Here is a 16,602-nt window from a genome sequence, read left to right on the forward strand (position 1 = left end):
AGCTCCGACTTAGAAACCAACCATTCGCCAAACGGTTCCCTGAAGAGGGCAGCTCTCTTGTTGCCCTGCGTGATCAGCTGGGTCATAACTCGATTGAGACCTCTTCCCTCTACACGGCTATTCTTCGTAGAATGGACAGCAATGGCTCGCCAGCCGGCGAAATGAACGGGAAGGATATAGAGAGCCGGAAAGCTGATAACGCTTCAGACAGCCTTCTTAGGCGACATAGAAAGCAAGAGCACTCTCCCTTTTGGAGCGGTGCTTTTTTCAATGGAACGGATTGAATACATCAAGAACCATTGACTTGCGAAAAATGGATTGATATAATAAATATATAACGTTATATTATGAATTATAAAAAATGAGAGGTGAGGAAAATGCTACGCGATCTCCTATGGTTTGTCGAAGCGAAACAGCAGTACGAAATCCAGCGTTCATCCCGACTGGCCGGGTGCATGGGACTGGTGGTCACGTTCATCGTGGCTGCAATCTTTATTCTAAATTGGGAATTCTGGCTGAACTTTGCGGACACGACCGGATTGCGGGCATTTGCCGAGCGGGTCGGACTGATCCGGGACAACAGCTTTGAGACGTTCTGGACGATTATCTATATCACTTTCATGTTTTTCATCATCACTTGCGCGGCCATCCTGCTATTGCCCCTCATCCCGATTCTTCTCGCCTTTCCGGTGGCAATAATCTGGACGGTCTGCATCGAACCATTTTTGCCGGAGCGAAAAGGAAAGGAAAAGAAGCCGAACTACGAGGTTTCCAAACTCCGCTGGCTGTTCCTGACGAAACACGAAAAAGATTCTATCCGGCAACAGCGTTACCACAGTGAGCTCATAAAGAAACACCCGCTTTGGGGCATGGACACTTCAAATTCTGACCGAACCTATCCATACGTTGAGAACCGGGAGGAAAAATACTTAAAGACGCCGTTGGTTCCCGTTGAGGGCGAGACAAGAGGCCGAGCCATCGAAGAACTTGAATTTCTAGACAGAGTGTACAAAGTTTCCGAATTCAATAAATTTACAGTTGCGGAGGTGACGGCATTCCTGAATGCGAAAAACGACTTCACCGATTACATGAATGTTGAATCAGCGGTCCTGGCATTCGATACAGAGACAGGAAAACTGCATTACCTTCTATCCAATCTGCTGCCGGCTTCCGTCAGTCATTTCTACGATGCTGACCTGACGGACGAAGCGACATTGCTTGAAGCCTTGAAAACAGCGAGCGCTGGAAAAGGACAGGAGCAGCCGTTGGTTGTCCCTTCCTACGAATTGAAATTTGAGTACGAGCAGTACGGTTCTGACCTATTCCTCGCCGATGATGCTCAGATTAAGAACTTGTCGCTGGCTGATAGACGCTATGAATTCTATTTCAAAAAATCGGGCTACTTCTGGAACGTTTTCAGACGGTTTTTGGAAAACGACCTATTGGTCAATACGTTTCATCAAGTGAACCGCAATGCCCTTTTGTTCCATGCGGCTTCAGCAGGTTTAAACCTTAAGGAGTCCCGGAACTTCGTGGAACGGATGGGAGACGTGACCGCCTATCTCATGGATACGAACGCGGTCATTCGCCACTACAAGAATATCGGCTATACGTGGGATGAACTTACCTATCAAACAGCAGTGGAGTGAGCAGCATGACAGAGAATGAATCGAATCATTTCCAAGAACATTCGCCCAAGAGTAAACGATTGATCCAGCTGCTGAAACCGCATGTCGGGCAAATGACTTCCGTCCGGAACTGGAACGAATTCAGCAAAGCTGAAGGACTTCCCCATTCTCAGACCTTGATCCAGCACTTCGGTTCCTGGAATGCGGTAAAGGAAGTGTTCGGCGCAGAAGTGCAAGGACAGCACCGCCCTTCCGTCTACAGCGCGGAAGATGTGCGGACCATCTTGAAAACGCATGGCCATGCTCTTCAATCAGCCAGCAAATGGAACAAGTACGCCAATGACAACGGGCTTCCGAATTACCAGCTGCTCTTCACTAAACTGGACGATGAAGAAATTTCGGAGCTGACCGGCTACCGGAAAAGGACGAAGTGGACGAAAGAAAATTTGGGAGAGGTGATTCTCCGGCACTTTCCGGATGCCCCACCCTCTTCCCTGGAATGGCAGATGACGGCTTCGGCCAATAAAGGACTCCCTGCTTTCTCGACCATCATTAATAAATTTGGTTCGTGGAGTGCCATGAAGCGGCAGCTGTACCGAAATGCAAGTCGAAAAAAGTAGAATGAGTGAGAATCAAACTTGTCTGTTCCTGTCCTTTAGGAGAGGCAAGTTTTTTCGTTTGCTGCGGAAGCGGCTAACCTGTTTAATTATTCGCTATTCAGTGGTATAATCACTGTAGAACAGAAAAAACCGCCCGATGCGCGAACATCGGACGGCTGCAGGTCTAGGCATGCATGATGGCCGTTAATACAGAGGAAAAAGTAATCCCCCCACAGAGCCGCTCAAACTCGCAGGTGGATTACTTTTTTTCGTTCTTGGTCGTCAGTATTAAAACGATCAATGTGCTGAACGAAACAGCAAATGTCAGAGCTTCGTAGACTGACATACGCCTCACCCCCTTTCTTTCGGGAGTGGGCCACCACCCTTGAGTGCCATAGTTACCTGCCCCTTTATTATACCATATTCCGCACATACGTTCCCGTAAGTTCTGATAAAAACCCCCTTTTTTCAAGCGTTTTCTAGCTGAACGCTAATTAAATTCTTCATACAAAAACCGTTGCCCTCTTTTAGTGAGGGAGCGGTTTTTTCATGCTTTGTCCGTTGATCGGAGCGGTTGACTATGCCGCTAGGTCCGTCTCTAATTCGAGAAGGTACATTGGCTCGAAATCTTCTCCATACAGCACGAATTCAAATGGGATTTCAAGAGTTGAGGTTCCTGCGTAGGTCAGGGTAATGACGCCTTGCAGTGTTTCACTCCCATAAGTATCCAGTTCCATTTTATAGGTTATCTGTTGAAGTGAATCTGACGGGTTTAAGCGAACCAGGTAATCCGTCACCGCCTGCTCTCGCTTGGTGAAGTCGGTTTCATCCCCCCAAATTCCCTGGTAGGTTTCCGGAGTCAGTGATCCGGACAAGAGATGCGGATTGCCTGTTTCGATGGCTGCGTAAAAGGTATGGATCGCTGATGCTTTTAAATCATCGGTAGTAGATTGATCGGTCCCGTGTTCGCTATGGAGATGCTTCACAAATACGTCTTCTTCGGGGACTTTCGCCAAAATGAACGACTGCATCTTATGGTAATTCTCGACCGACCGGTTGATTGTTTCATCTGGCTGTTCTTCGCTCGATTTCTCTTCACTGTATTCGGTTTGAGTGCCAAATCCCAAGGAAAGCAACACACCGGCAGTAAGAATAATTCCGATAAGAGGAACACCCAACAGGAGCCATTTATTCGACCGTTTCATCGCTTGTTCCCCCTTCTACATCGGAATATATAGTGTCGGATTCAAAACGTTCCGATAACCGGATCTCACTGGGGAATGAAGTTCAAAATGCAAGTGTACTCCTGTTGAACTGCCGCTTGTCCCCATGCCGCCCAGGAATTGGCCTTGCTTTATAATCTGGCCTTGAACGACTCCGATTCTTGCAAAGTGACCGTATACCGCTTCAAAGCTGGCACCGCCGACTGTGTGCTTGACCCACACATGATTCCCCCAGCCGCCGCCGCAGTTGCTGCCATAATACCCTTTGGGCGGACAGCCTGATACTGCTCTCGAGACGACACCATCAGCGACCGCTACAATCGGAGTCCCTTGTCCGCTGGCAATATCGACCCCGTAATGATAACTGTACTCGCCATCTATGTATCGTCCGCCGTATCCGGAAGTATTTCGTCCGACAGCTGGCCGCATAAACGAGCCCGGAGCCAATGCTGGAATATCGCCGCCGCCAGGCATATAGGTCGCTTCTGTCTTAAATCTAGCGGCAGCTGCTTTTACATCTCTTACATAGATATCGGAGTGGTTATAGGCTCGAATCGACTTATCGATGTTTTTGGAAAAGCCATTTGCATTCAAGTAGGAAGCGGTCGCAAAAATAGCATCCTTGATATCCCATGGTGAAGCTTTTCCATTCTTATCGGCATCGATTCCGAAACCGCCGTATTTGTCGATGGTTATTGGGTTATATTTAACCGATTCAGAAACACTTACATATCCATTTGAACCCTTACAGCCCAGGTAACTCCAGCCCATCCATGTGCAGGGCATGAATTGTGTATGGCCCTCTGCTCCGACTGACGAGATCATCGTCGGATGGGTACTGAATCCGGTTTCTACATAGTGAATTGCGGCGATATAGTACCAGTCCACTCGGTACGCCTTTTCTGCGGCGAGATAGATTTCCATGTACTGCGAAGGGACACTCGAACCTGGCGTCACGGTTCCGTTGAAGCCGATCAGCGAGTTTCCGGTCAGCCATTCCTTATAATGGATTTCGCCGCCAGTGACTGCATAAAGCGCTTCTACAAACAGTTTATCCTGCTGGCCGTAATTAAATGGCTCTCCGGACAACACCATGTCGTAATGGGAATAATCCATCGTTTCAATCGTATCCGAAACAAAAGTTTCTGCTCTTGTTTTCGTTTTGGTGGTCACCTTAATATCCCGATACACGAATTGACCCGGAATTATTTTTCCGAATTCGTCCCGTTTCGGTTCCTTGACTTGTTCGTAATGAACGCGAGTAGTAGTTACCCACTCGGTGAAGTAAGGCTCATAGGTATTTACCAGCGACCGATCCCAAGCCTGAACACTTTCGAATACGTCAATTTCAAATGGAGTTGTAGATTCAGTGGTCTTGCAGCCTTCATCTTCCCGACAGACTGTTTGCTTTGTTTCGATGCTCCCTTGCCGGGTGGAGTAAGTAAATTCCGGCTTTAGTGCATTGGCAACGATATCCACTGTCTCTTTTTCTGTCATCTCTCCGGTTTCCACGTCATAAAGCTCCATTGCCACAATAATTAACGCAGGCGGTACCTTATAGGGAATTTGTTCCGGTTTACTCATATCCACTGTGCTATCTGCAGCAGCAGCGATGTATTGTTTTAGTTCATACGCTTCTTCATTAAGCTCTTCTTCTACGCCAATGGAAAACAGTAAAGCCACGGCCACAAATATTAGGATCAGAGCCGCAAGAACAATTAGCGCACCGATAATGAAAGGACCGCCGACAAAGCCGACGAGTCCTGCCACCGCTTTTCCAATTAAGGAAAGTCCCGTTTTCAATGCTACTTTTGCAGCCGCTTTAGCGCCTGCTTTTGTCGCTGCTTTTTTCAACGCTTTCTTAGCCGCACGTTTTGCCAGTTTTTTACCGGCGGTCTTTACTGCTTTACCGCCGGCTGATTGTTCGTTTTGCTGTTTTTCATGCAACATTTACGTCACCCCAGCAATCCTTGTTTCCGTCTTACTGCATCAATATCCGCCCGTTTGTTAAGCGAGCGGTTAACACGTTGCGTATGTTTAGTCGGCATCAAGTTCTCGAAATTTTTGTCGGGCATCATGCCGCTAAGGCTTTGCGTTGAATAGTGATCATGTGCTTCTCCATTCAACTGCGACTCCACCGCAACAGCTGAACCTTGTTTCACAGAAGGAGAAATGGTGTTATTTCTTACATTCATCGGCACATTGATGGTCTGTTCGTTTCCGAGCCTCGAATCTCCTGAGTAAACAGGGGATACCCGGTAAGTAACACCCTCTTTTTGGGCAGTAACAAACTGACGGTCTTTCTCGACCACGACTTGCACATTTTGCATACCTTCTCTGTTCAGATCTTCAACATAGAATGAGCCATGATTCACTGACTGGCTGAAAACAGGCATCTGTTGTCGTGCAATCTGCTGATGCGGGGATTTCGCTTTCGATTGTCCGAGCAAGGCGTTTGGATTTTGTTCGACCACCACATTTGATGGCATCCGCCCACCTGCGCTATCCATTCGGTAAGTCGTCGTTCCGGAATTTTTAGCTTTCGAGACCACGAGCATATCGTCTTGCATTTCGAGTTCCTGATAAACCGTCTCGCCCTGTTTCAAGCCGGAATGGCCTGCGCCTTTACGGGAAACGATGCGTTTCTCCCCGCTCTTTGTCATAACTTCAACATAGGATTCGGTTGGCGTAATGACCTGTCGGACAGCCCCTTTCGCCAATTGAACGTTTCCACGGTCATCCATTGTGGTTTGAGCCATCTGCAAGACCTCTCCAGGCGATGAGATTGCTTCTTGAACCTGGGTGCCGAGCGGCGTAAGTTTTTGCGTTAGGTTTTTGCTAACCTGGTAACCTTTTAGTCCGCCAACAAGCCCGCCTGCATATCCAATCCGCCCTGCGAGCGCTTGTTGTCCTTCGACCACGCCGCCATTTCGATTAGCGAATGAACCAGCCGCTGTTTCCGTTCCAAAACGGACGGACGGAACGACCGCTTTTGCTCCCCGACTAATCATGTTGCCTTCATCGGAACCGTATACGGATGAAAGGAAATTCACCTGTCCTGCTTGTACGCCCTTGCCTAAATCCTTAATGCCGTCAACAAACCCGATATTGGATGCACCGGCAATAAATGTGCCGACGTTCCCAGCCGCTTGCTTGAGTTTGTATGATTTGCTCATATGCTCGGTTAGCGGTTTGTCTGGAATGGCACCTTTGAAGGTATTGTTGTATTGATCAAGTGATTGCTGATAGGCCGGTTTCTGATGATTCTTTTCCCAATCTTTCGTGGCTACATCTTGCGGAACCCCTTGTTTCACCTGATCGGCGATAAATTCTTGACCCAGTCTATCCGTTTTCATATTGGCCATAGCGTTTGAAAGGTAAGTGACATTCACTTTCCCGTCCTTGCCAAGCAATGGGGTGGCAGGAACACCTTTCACTGCCGCTTCCACTGAATCGGCATAGCCCGAACCGTCGCCAAGACCCTCAATGTTATTCAGGCGGACTGCTAGCTTTTCACCAAATCCTTCTTTCTTTATCGGTGCGCTTAGGTCATCCGTTTTCATTGTGGCAAGTGCTTCATCATAGACCTTATTCCGCATTCCCAATTTCTTTTCTTGGAAAGCGGTCGCCCGCCGACTTCGGAAAGCTTTGTCAGATTCGTTTTCCCGTTGCGGTTCTGTAGCGTCATAGCTTCTATTGAAGGATTCTTCATTGTTGGCAGCCCATTGGTCAGCCACACTGTCCGCTGAAGCGGATGCCATGTTTTGAGCCAATCCCATTTTCTTCGCTTCTTCCGGAGCTTTAGCCAATTCAAGCTTCGCTTGCTTGTAATACCCGGCGCGTTTTTCCGCTTTGAGCGCATCGTATTTACTTTCCAGTTCACCACTGGATGCATCCGGGAAACGTTCTTTCAGGTCCGACATGACAGCGTCCTTATTCTGGCTTGCCCAATTCGTTGTCTCTTCGTCAGCCATTGCTGCGGCGTAACCTTCCGTGTCTGTTTCTTTATTCTTCTCGCGCACGGCTTCGAGTCCTTTGCCGACTCGGTTGCCGACACCCTGAACCACGCCGGCGCCAAGGCGACCTGTTAACCCGCCTGCCTTTTCACCTAGCGCAGCACCGCCTGCAGCACCGGCCATTGCACCGACCGGTCCAAGTGGCGATCCAGCCAGTGAACCTGCCATACCGAGTACGGCTTTTCCGGCTCTGGAGGTAATATCTCCGGAACGGAGCATTTTTTCAGCTTTTGGTGATGTTCCATCGTCACTTCCGGCTTTCGCCCCAAGTTTGGATTTAATATCATCTCCGCCTTCACCGCCTGCACCACTCTTGCCTTTCATGGAATCTCTTGCGCCATGGGTAGCTTCTCGCAATGCACCCATGACCGACTGATCTTTCACAGCTCCCTTAACTGAGCCATACATACCCGCAAGTGCCGCCATGCCAAGCATAGAACCTGCCTTATTCAGACCGCCCTGCATGTCCCCTCCCATGGTCAGCAACCGACGAATCGACTCACTGATTGGTATGAAAATCATGTAGAGAATGACAGAAGCAATGAAGCTGGATTCAGCTGCAGCAATCGTAGCGACTGTCCAAAAGACAAAGGCATGGATACACTGAACAAAAATGGAACCAACCAATTCTCTAAACCATGCAGCTGTCACACTTTTGAACTGCGGCAACAGCCAGAGGACCATCATTAACGGGCCAATGGCCATTAGGATGATTAGGGTTATCTTTCGCATGAGGTAATAGAAATTCGCCCAAAGCGTGAGCCCCAAGATGACAAGCAAAATCGCAATCGTCCCGATGACGCCCATCGTTTGGGCAGGCCCGGGAAGAGCAGACTGGAATTTTTCAACTGTGCTCTCAAAGCGAATGATGGATTGATCATCATAAGCCGTTGCAAAAATGCTGACAATATCCATATTGATGGCGAACAACAAATCATATAAAAGCGGCAGATTCACCAAGACAATCCCGACAATCAGCAAGTCTTTCAAGAATTCCATCAAAACAGACCGGCTATTCGGATTGATGCCTGCAGAACTGATCCGCATTCCGTTAATGACGATGAGCGCCAACAGAAAGACTCCAGCGAGTCCCATCATGGTGTAGTACAGCGGACTGAAAGCATCGCTCAGTTCTTCGGGTTTGAATGTTCCCCAGACGGTGCTGAACGTCTCGTCTGTGCCGAAAATTAATGTCTGCAGGGAGCGCAGCCCCGTAAAAGGCGTAATTAAACTGTCCATGAACCACACAAACATATTTTCGAAGATTTCGAGTAAGTTCTCTGTCACATTCCCAAACAATCAGGCCGCCTCCTTACTCTAAGTAGCGATCGTTTTGGAATCGCTGCCGTTTCCGGTGCTCTTCCAAATGCGCCGTGTTGCTTTCGATGAAGATCAGTTCTTCTTTAGAAGGATCGGTCTTCAGCCAAATAGAGGAACGGCCAGCCCGGAGTATGCCTTCCCCTTTATCCGGATTCTGGAACAGGGTATCGAGTTCCCCCTGCGACAAATCGAAGTTTTCCTCAATGAGCTTCAGGTCAATTCGGTTTTGCTTCAAGAAGAACACCGTATGCGCGTTTTGGATAACCGCCCGTGCCTTTTTCGATTCCAGTATGCGCTGTACGTCCTGGGAAGCGATGCGGAGACCGGCGTTCCGTTTCCGCGCCCGTCGTGCGACTTTCTCCGCGAAGGAGACGGTCTGCTCATTGTCCACGAGTGTCCAGAATTCATCGGCATATACGATTTTCTTCTTTTTCTCGTTGTCCACGTTCTTGATGAAGTATTCCCATACATAGTTGAGAATGACATGGTAAGCGATCGGCCGAAGGAATCCTTCTTCCATCTGTGAAATGTTGAAACTCACCAGCCTTGCCGAATGAAGATCCACATCTTCTTCCCCTAGATATGTCTGACCATCGAATATTGGTTTCGAGCCGTCCCGGAGGAACGGACGAATGGCAGCCAGGAGACGTTCGCAATTGGTCTCTTCCCCGAAATGCTTTTTCAGGTAGTTGTATACGTCCGTCAACGTCGGTTCTGCTTTCCGGGCGCGGGACTGGACGATCATTCCGTTTACTTCTTTTGCTTTGTCTTCAAAGAGCGAAGATGGGTGTGTCGTAAATCCGAATTCCTCGAATATGTCTTTTAAGGCAATCTCGACAAAATTCCGTTCAAAGACGGTCAGTCCTTCTTCTTCCTGGTTCTTCCCGCGGCAGATAATATCGAAGAAGCCTAGAACTTCATTGATTTTCTCCCGTATCGGCACGAAGGATATGTAGCGTTTCCCGTTTTTTTCAACGATTTCGCGCTGGTCTTCATTGTCGAGCATTTCCAATTCTTCATCGTCCGTGCTGTCATCGATCGGGATATTCGTCACGTTCATGGCAAGCGGGTTAATCCGAGTCGAACTTTCCTCTGCCAATGTGACGACTGTGCCGCCGAGCCGTTTAACGATTCGGGTGAATTCTCCCTCTACATCGATCAGCCGCGAGTGTACGGCTAAACCGGTTGTTTCCCGGGAGAGCAGAAGTTTCAAGGCAAGGGACTTACCGGAACCGGATACGCCGAATATGGCCATGTTATAGTTTTCCGGGCGGTTTTCAGCCGTACCAAAGGCGTTATAAAACTCCTTCTGGCCCGTGATGAGATTCTTGCCGAGCGGTATGCCGCCGTTGAATTTCCCGCTGCCGCTGATGAATGGAGAGAATGTGGTAAGTGACCGTCTGTCCAAGTTGCGCGGAGAGTCACTGATTTCATTCATACTGAGAGGTGTGACGCTCCGGAGTCCTCGCTTCACCCGACCCCAAGTGGAGGCGACCGTGAAAAATTTAGAAGCCAACTCGTCTTCGATGTACTCGCTGTATTTGTCCAGTTCACGTTCCGAGTCGGCATACAGGGCAAAATTGATTCCGACATTGAAGGCATCATTATCGCTGAACTGGATTTCTTCCATAAGCACTTCCGTGTCTGCGATTTTCGTCTTGATATCGAGAATCTGATCCTGATTGCCCCGTTTCGCCTGGTAAGCCAGGTTTGAGTGGAGAATCGTATTTTGTTTCTGCAGCATTCGAATTGCTTCATTTTTCTTGATTTTATTTACATGAACCATGAGATCCATTTCACCGCTCGAAGTCAGGGAATACAGCCAGTTGGTCTGCATTTTCCGGGGAAACCCTTCTCGCGTCACATAGTAAGGACGGAAAAACGTCTTCGTTCCGAGTGACTGTTTCATGACCCCGTAATCATCCGATACCTTGTCGATCCGGAGACCGTCAGGAGAGATAATATCCCATATGTCGGCCACCATGTTCATCGGGAGTTTCGATTCGTCTATCGGCAGCTCCACAACTGAATCAGCTTGCTGTTTCTTGCGGCTTTTCTTTTTCAGCACTCTCAATTTCCCCTTTCACACGCAGAATCTGCGCTGCCGTCTGGTCAGCGGTGACGAACATGGCCAATTTCTCTTGCTCCTCAAAATCGCGGTACTGGCTCTTTAAAGCACGGCGTCGATTGAATTGGTAGTAAAGCGTTTCAGAGATTCCATCTGTTGTCAGCATGTGAACTTCGATATCCGCTTTCTTCAACTGCATCTTGGCAGCAGTCAGGCGGCGGTGCAGTTCATTGAATGCCTTATCGATGATTTTTTCTTCCAATTCTTCGTCCGTTTCTGCCCGGATTTCCTTCTCATCGACACGATAGTCGAATACCATGAACCGTTTCGTTTCATACCGTGGCGTGGACGATTGCCAGTTTTTCAGCTCTTCGATCAGGTTCACCCCGTACTCAATGGCATTCGGATGAAGGTCGTCCTCGGAATCCATCGTTCTTTGGATTTCTTTAATCGGTTCCGTTAAATCCACGAAGCGATTCTGCAAGTACCAGCGGACATCCTCAACCTGGGCGAGCCATGTTTCGAATATCGCATCGACCGCATCTTGTTCCGATGGATTCATAAGAAAGTAATTCACCGGATACACTTCAGCCATCAGCGAAAATGTATTGTTGCTGTGGCGGATCATATGGTTTTCAATACCGACGACATTTGGAAAGAGTTCCTGGAAAGGTCGGGCTTCTTCTTCCTCTGTCTCAGTATTGGTCGTTTTCTTGGTTTTGCTCGTTTTCGTTTTCACTTTCGGTGTTTGCGGTTTCTTCTCTTTCCATGGCAGTATCGGTTCTTTCAACATGATGCGGTAAAAGACATAAACTGCACTTACCAGAACTGCAATAAACAGCAAATCCTTCATTCTTATTCTCGCCCCTTTCGCCAGCTGCCATATTGAGTCTTACGCTGGAACTTGATCCAATAGAAGTAATCGCGGTTCATGTTGTACTTCTCTACTTTGAAAAATGCGAAGAAGATGACGGCGAAGACGACGGGCAATGCGCTGATGAGGGCGACACTCGCACCAACAATCCAGCCGAATACATTAAAGAGGGTAAATACCGGAGGAATATAGGTGTAGAGCAAAATTCCGCTCACAAGAAGGTACGTCAGCTGCCGTTTGGAAACCACGCCCATAATTTCTTTTTGCTCACTGGACATATCAATGGGTACTTTAGAGACGCGCATAGATTGCGAACTCCTTTCTGAAATCAGCAGTGAATGAAGAACACCCTCATTTAAAGGAAAATGAAGGTGTGCTCCACTGTCAGTACATATGAGTGCTTAGTTAGCAATGCCTGTTGCCCAGCCGGCGATATCGTAGGCTTTGTAAATAACGAAGATTCCAGCAGATGCCGTAGCGAGTGCTGCAATCCCCTGTCCGCGCTTTTGCGGATTCCCTGAGCTACCTGCCAGAAGCATGCCGCCGATTACAACGAAGGCAACCGCCCAAATCCCGCCGACTCCCATGAGGAGATATACGACATTCGTAAGATCTTCAAAGAGACCATCCGTTTGTCCTGTACCAGTGATGCCTGCATTTGTCATCGCGTCCTGCACATTCGCAGATGCGGCCGATGCCATAGCGAACATGGACACAGCTGCAAGGCTGTAGGCGATTGTTGATTTTGCCTTTGAAATCATTTCTTTCACGATCTACACCTCCATTTTTAGTGAGGAGTCCGCTTTAAAACGCGAAAAACCCCACTTCAAGCACGACAACGCTACACTGTGTGTAGGTCGTGATCAAAGTGGGGTGCTCCCAGTTTAGTATTCGGTTACCCTTATATTATACAATGGACAAATTTGTTGCAACAGTTTTTAAAGTTTTTTCCTGTTTTCTATGCTTATCTATCCACGTTTACTTTCTCATAATTTCTACTCCTATATGCCCTCATAGAAAAAAGCTTTCTGCATCTTGGCAGAAAGCTTCCGGAACGGTTCAGTTAAACAGCTTTTCTAATTCGCACAGCGTCTCTTACGACATCATAATTCTGGATAAAGACGACCGTTTCTTTCAACAAGTACCAGAAACCTTTAAGAGCGTTCCAAGTCAGTATAAAAGCGAAAATCACCGCTGCTCCGAACAAAGCACCCATCGTCAGTGACCCTCTTGTGTCCCGGCTTGAGAAGAAGTAGTCGAAGATGGAAACGAACCCAGCTACCGAAACTCCTGCTGCGCCTACCCGCAGAACCGGACCGAGCAATGAATAGCGAGCGGCAAAGTAAAAAAGCACAATGAAGATGCCCGGTCCCGCTATACTGTCAGCCGTCTCGGCGATCAGCCCTGTGAAATTCAAGGCAACCGTCATCGGCAAGAGTGCCGTGAAGAATAGAACAGACCAGCCGGTTACCACTGAGATGAATAACCGTCTTTCCGGAGAAAAGAAATCCCCGACCCGTTTTTTGTACCCTTGAATTGTTTCTTGAATTGCATTCATGCTCAATTCCTCCCTAATTCTATTTATTATGTATAGAAAAAGGGAGCCGGTAATTTCGACTCCCCTCTTTTCATACTGCTTGATTGATTCTCTCATCACACTTGCTTGATCTGCGGGAATTTCCCTTGGAGAAAAACATCATCAATGCCTTTTCCATCTTCCTCACTCCACATGGACAAGTTCACTTTATACCCCTCTTCCTTCAGTTTGATAAGCATTTGCTTCGTTGCCCTCAACACATCCGGATTCGACAGCATATCCATATCGAAGTAAATGGTGACTTCTTCCGTCCCCATCGTCTCAAGCATCGGAAGTATATTCATCCAAGTATTCACGCCGGGCAGTGCCAGCATGGTCGGTGATTCCTCCGTCAGTTCCAGTTTACCGGCACGGTGCAGGCGGGCCATATGCTCAACCGCGATATCCGCTTTCAGCGCGCCTTCCGTAATACCGACGGATTTTGCCCGGTGCGGCGTCCCCTCCTGCCAGTCTTTCAGTTTGGCAACGGGAACGGCCACATGAACGGGCATCGGATTGCCAGCGCCGGTTCCGTTCTCTTTATTTGCACTGGAGACCCAGAAGTACCGCTGTCCTTTTTTCAATGTAACCACGCCGTAGTTGCGAAGCTCCTGAATATCCAGCCTTTCACCTTCTTCAAGGCAAGTTTCTTTGTAGACCTCACCGTTGATCTTCACCTGCACCCGGTTCGGACGTTCAATGATTTCGGCGGTCACTTTATCTTTAAAGCTCCCAGCCAGTACCGCTTTCAAGCCTGGTTCATCCACACGTACCTGAAAGCCGCCAATTTGGTTTCGTTCATTTCGGTACGGAATCAGAAGCCCTTGCATACCGGCGATCGTCCAGCCATAGCGGTTAGTGTAAAACCCAGGAGTCCCATGAAATGCTTCCGCATCCACATAATGTTCCAGCTGTTTCGTAACTACCCATGGTTTCCTGGGAAAACTCCTGTATTCACGAATCGCCACTTCCGAATCTGTCAGCCCCCGGCTTTCGCCTGTTAACTGAGCATAATGGTTTTCTTCGAGCCTGATATTATCCAGCAGGGCGGAATAGACCGCATTCAGCTGCGTAATGGGCGCCTTTGGCTGTGCCGGCAAATAGTCTTCCATGTCCTCGGTGTTCACACGAACCGGCTCTTTCAGGAAATGGAGCCATGATGTAAATTGCTTCGAGAAGACTTTTTTGCTCTCTATCCGAATACAGACCACACGGTTGCCGTCTGCATGGATCATACAGCCCCCCGACTTGTGGCAGATTGGACAAGCTTCTTTTGTCACTTCATACCAGTCTTTCAATCTTGTTCGTCTGAGTGTCCCTCTCATGTCCTTCCCTCCAGTCTTAAATGACCCGTTTGAATTTGTCAGCAATCGGCGGCATGGCCGTGATGATTTTCATCGTTCCTTTGATTTTGCCAAAGCCCACAATGACGACCATCGGTGAATCATCCGCATCAAACCCTTCAATCACGAAGCCAAATCGCCGGTTATAGTATTGCGTTTCGGTCAATTCGCCCTGGAGAATGCAGCTGATGAGATCTTTTCGGGTATAGCCGCGTTTCGCCATTCGTTCGCCCACATGGTCGGACATCATCATTTTGCCCTGCATGAGTCTTTTTTTGATTATCTTCATCTCCATCGTCCTTCACCCCTTTTCATTTTCGACATGAAAAAAAGCCCCCGGACTGATTGATAGGCACAGTAAAAACTGTGTGTCAAATCAGCCCAGAGGCTTGTTTTGGTCGTGTCCGTCAGAGCACATTACGCTCGACAAATAATACTAAACAAAAGTTATGTTTAGACTATACCACGAGCTGAAAGACGGGACAAGGGTTACCGGGGGAGAAGCCAGCGGACGAAAGAGCGTTTTCTTCCCTTCGTTTCAAATGCTTTTCCGAATAAGTGACCCGTCAGAACACCAAAGGGCTGACTGAGCTGTTCGTGTACGCCACGCTGGATGTAAAAGGGTTCAGCGCGATAAATGCTCTTTTTCGCTTCGTCTCTTAAGTCCGGCAAGGAAGTTAATAATTTTAACTTCAGGCGATCCGCTGTCTGTTCGGGTTTTGAAACAGGGCGGACTTTATTTGCAATCAGATAAACGGCAGACCCTCCTTCTTTTTGCAGTTGGCGGAAGTAATTCTCATGAACATCCCGCATAACCAGGAAATCATCGACCAGCACCCAAAGTTCGTCGAGATGATTCAATGTATGTTGGGTAATCAAGTTCATTTCTCCGCTTGGCAGGTCTACAAGGGTAACTTCCGCAATATTAGTAGTACGGATATAAGAAGTTAAAGCGCTTGGATCCCAGTCAAGCAGGTGATCCCCGTAGCCTAACGGAAGGAAGTTCACATCTCGGTATGTCCATGCCGGTGTCTTTCCCGTTTGTGGGGCATGAAGGAAACTTGCAAGACTTTGCCAGTCCTTTGGCGGCTCGCTGTATTTTTTCAGGAGATCCAGAATGAGGTAATCTGATTTGACTCCTTCTAATACAGCGGTGTGGACGCCCTTTTCACCTAGGTAGAAAGCGAGATTCATAACGAATGAAGTGACACCGAATTGAGGAATCAATGACCAGACACCAATTGTCTTTTTCCCTTCCCGTTTTCGGTGGGAAAGGGAGAGTTCTTGAGCAAGTAGCTCGTTCTTCCGGTATAGTGCGATTCTTTCCGCATCCGATAGATCATAATTCAGCTCGTCGGTAGGTTTTTTGTTGTTTTCACTTATTTCATCCGCGTTTATATTCGCCTCTCCTTTCTTTGATTCTCTGAGGTCAGAATCCACATCGCTATCCAGTGAAGGAGTCTTCGGTATATTTTCAGGCAAGCCATCCCCTTCTCCTACTATCGGTTCTTTAGAATCTTTCTCTTTATCGACTTCTTCTTGGGCAGCACCTTCGATTGCTTTCCTTTTTTCCGAAAGCAACAATCGATTTCGCTTCACCGCATTCTGAACAAATACTTGAAATGCCGGTTTTACTGTAAAGATATTCACTTTATTTGCGGTCTCTTCTAAGGGGGTACTGCTGGAATAGTCTATATGGAGGCGGGTTTTCAGGTTCGGAATTTGGTTTTGAACATTGGAACCAAATAAAAATGCGAAAATATCGCCAGTTTTCCGGAGTGACGGCCAAAACGCTTCATTATTCAGCACAGAGTCAGCCAGAAGAATAAAAGGCGACCCTTCTTGAGTTAGGAGGAAATCATTAAATTTCTTTCCGTCCGTGAATACTTCCACTCTTATATTTTCCTGTTTATTTAAGAATTTCTTTAAAAGATTCGTTAATCGTTGGTCTTTGT

The 16,602-nt window shown here is 47.8% G+C and carries 13 protein-coding genes; 2 read left to right on the plus strand and 11 right to left on the minus strand.

Features of this window, described 5'->3' with window-relative positions:
* Positions 1-377: 377 nt before the first annotated feature.
* Both B0X71_RS19205 and B0X71_RS19210 read left to right on the plus strand, forming a co-directional pair.
* Positions 378-1,649, plus strand: a complete 1,272-nt coding sequence (locus B0X71_RS19205) for a hypothetical protein (RefSeq protein ID WP_077591174.1) — start codon at positions 378-380, stop codon at positions 1,647-1,649.
* Positions 1,650-1,654: 5 nt separating this feature from the next.
* On the plus strand, positions 1,655-2,248 hold the full coding sequence (locus tag B0X71_RS19210) for a hypothetical protein (protein WP_077591175.1): 594 nt from the start codon (positions 1,655-1,657) through the stop codon (positions 2,246-2,248).
* A gap of 557 nt (positions 2,249-2,805) precedes the next feature.
* Here B0X71_RS19210 and B0X71_RS19215 read toward each other — a convergent pair.
* The 11 genes from B0X71_RS19215 to B0X71_RS19265 form a co-directional block, all read right to left on the minus strand.
* On the minus strand, positions 2,806-3,432 hold the full coding sequence (locus B0X71_RS19215; RefSeq protein ID WP_077591176.1) for a hypothetical protein: 627 nt from the start codon (positions 3,430-3,432) through the stop codon (positions 2,806-2,808).
* 15 nt (positions 3,433-3,447) lie between these two features.
* The gene (locus B0X71_RS19220) at positions 3,448-5,400 is read right to left on the minus strand and encodes a peptidoglycan DD-metalloendopeptidase family protein (protein WP_077591177.1); all 1,953 of its coding nucleotides are present in this window, start codon (positions 5,398-5,400) and stop codon (positions 3,448-3,450) included.
* Positions 5,401-5,405: 5 nt separating this feature from the next.
* Positions 5,406-8,765 (minus strand): TrbL/VirB6 family protein, encoded by a 3,360-nt coding sequence (locus tag B0X71_RS19225; protein ID WP_077591178.1) that lies wholly within the window; start codon positions 8,763-8,765, stop codon positions 5,406-5,408.
* A 13-nt stretch (positions 8,766-8,778) separates the two neighbouring features.
* Positions 8,779-10,851 carry a VirB4 family type IV secretion system protein gene (locus B0X71_RS19230; protein WP_408634159.1) on the minus strand — a complete coding sequence of 691 codons (2,073 nt, stop codon included), beginning with the start codon at positions 10,849-10,851 and terminating at the stop codon, positions 8,779-8,781.
* Complete coding sequence (locus B0X71_RS19235; RefSeq protein WP_077591180.1) at positions 10,817-11,707, minus strand: hypothetical protein; 891 nt, start codon at positions 11,705-11,707, stop codon at positions 10,817-10,819. Before B0X71_RS19235 ends, B0X71_RS19230 begins: the two co-directional genes overlap by 35 nt.
* Positions 11,708-11,709: 2 nt before the next feature.
* Positions 11,710-12,033: a PrgI family mobile element protein gene (locus B0X71_RS19240; RefSeq protein WP_077591181.1), complete on the minus strand. Its 324-nt coding sequence runs from the start codon at positions 12,031-12,033 to the stop codon at positions 11,710-11,712.
* A 96-nt stretch (positions 12,034-12,129) separates the two neighbouring features.
* Entirely contained in the window at positions 12,130-12,489 is a 360-nt protein-coding gene (locus B0X71_RS19245; RefSeq protein ID WP_232336893.1) for a pilin, read from the minus strand.
* Between the two features lie 302 nt (positions 12,490-12,791).
* A complete protein-coding gene (locus B0X71_RS19250) occupies positions 12,792-13,286 on the minus strand; it encodes a hypothetical protein (RefSeq protein WP_077591183.1) in 495 nt (164 codons plus the stop codon).
* Between the two features lie 95 nt (positions 13,287-13,381).
* On the minus strand, positions 13,382-14,629 hold the full coding sequence (locus tag B0X71_RS19255; RefSeq protein WP_077591184.1) for a DUF3854 domain-containing protein: 1,248 nt from the start codon (positions 14,627-14,629) through the stop codon (positions 13,382-13,384).
* A 16-nt stretch (positions 14,630-14,645) separates the two neighbouring features.
* Positions 14,646-14,942 (minus strand): DUF4258 domain-containing protein, encoded by a 297-nt coding sequence (locus B0X71_RS19260; protein WP_077591185.1) that lies wholly within the window; start codon positions 14,940-14,942, stop codon positions 14,646-14,648.
* 194 nt (positions 14,943-15,136) lie between these two features.
* Positions 15,137-16,540: a hypothetical protein gene (locus B0X71_RS19265; protein ID WP_232336888.1), complete on the minus strand. Its 1,404-nt coding sequence runs from the start codon at positions 16,538-16,540 to the stop codon at positions 15,137-15,139.
* Positions 16,541-16,602 lie beyond the last annotated feature (62 nt).

The organism is Planococcus lenghuensis (assembly GCF_001999905.1).
GTDB lineage: Bacteria > Bacillota > Bacilli > Bacillales_A > Planococcaceae > Indiicoccus > Indiicoccus lenghuensis.

Coding starts and splice junctions, on each gene's coding strand:
- B0X71_RS19205 (WP_077591174.1), top strand. CDS start 378: ATGCTACGCGATCTCCTATGGTTTGTCGAAGCGAAACAGCAGTACGAA.
- B0X71_RS19210 (WP_077591175.1), top strand. CDS start 1,655: ATGACAGAGAATGAATCGAATCATTTCCAAGAACATTCGCCCAAGAGT.
- B0X71_RS19215 (WP_077591176.1), bottom strand. CDS start 3,432: ATGAAACGGTCGAATAAATGGCTCCTGTTGGGTGTTCCTCTTATCGGA.
- B0X71_RS19220 (WP_077591177.1), bottom strand. CDS start 5,400: ATGTTGCATGAAAAACAGCAAAACGAACAATCAGCCGGCGGTAAAGCA.
- B0X71_RS19235 (WP_077591180.1), bottom strand. CDS start 11,707: ATGAAGGATTTGCTGTTTATTGCAGTTCTGGTAAGTGCAGTTTATGTC.
- B0X71_RS19240 (WP_077591181.1), bottom strand. CDS start 12,033: ATGCGCGTCTCTAAAGTACCCATTGATATGTCCAGTGAGCAAAAAGAA.
- B0X71_RS19245 (WP_232336893.1), bottom strand. CDS start 12,489: ATGATTTCAAAGGCAAAATCAACAATCGCCTACAGCCTTGCAGCTGTG.
- B0X71_RS19250 (WP_077591183.1), bottom strand. CDS start 13,286: ATGAATGCAATTCAAGAAACAATTCAAGGGTACAAAAAACGGGTCGGG.
- B0X71_RS19255 (WP_077591184.1), bottom strand. CDS start 14,629: ATGAGAGGGACACTCAGACGAACAAGATTGAAAGACTGGTATGAAGTG.
- B0X71_RS19260 (WP_077591185.1), bottom strand. CDS start 14,942: ATGGAGATGAAGATAATCAAAAAAAGACTCATGCAGGGCAAAATGATG.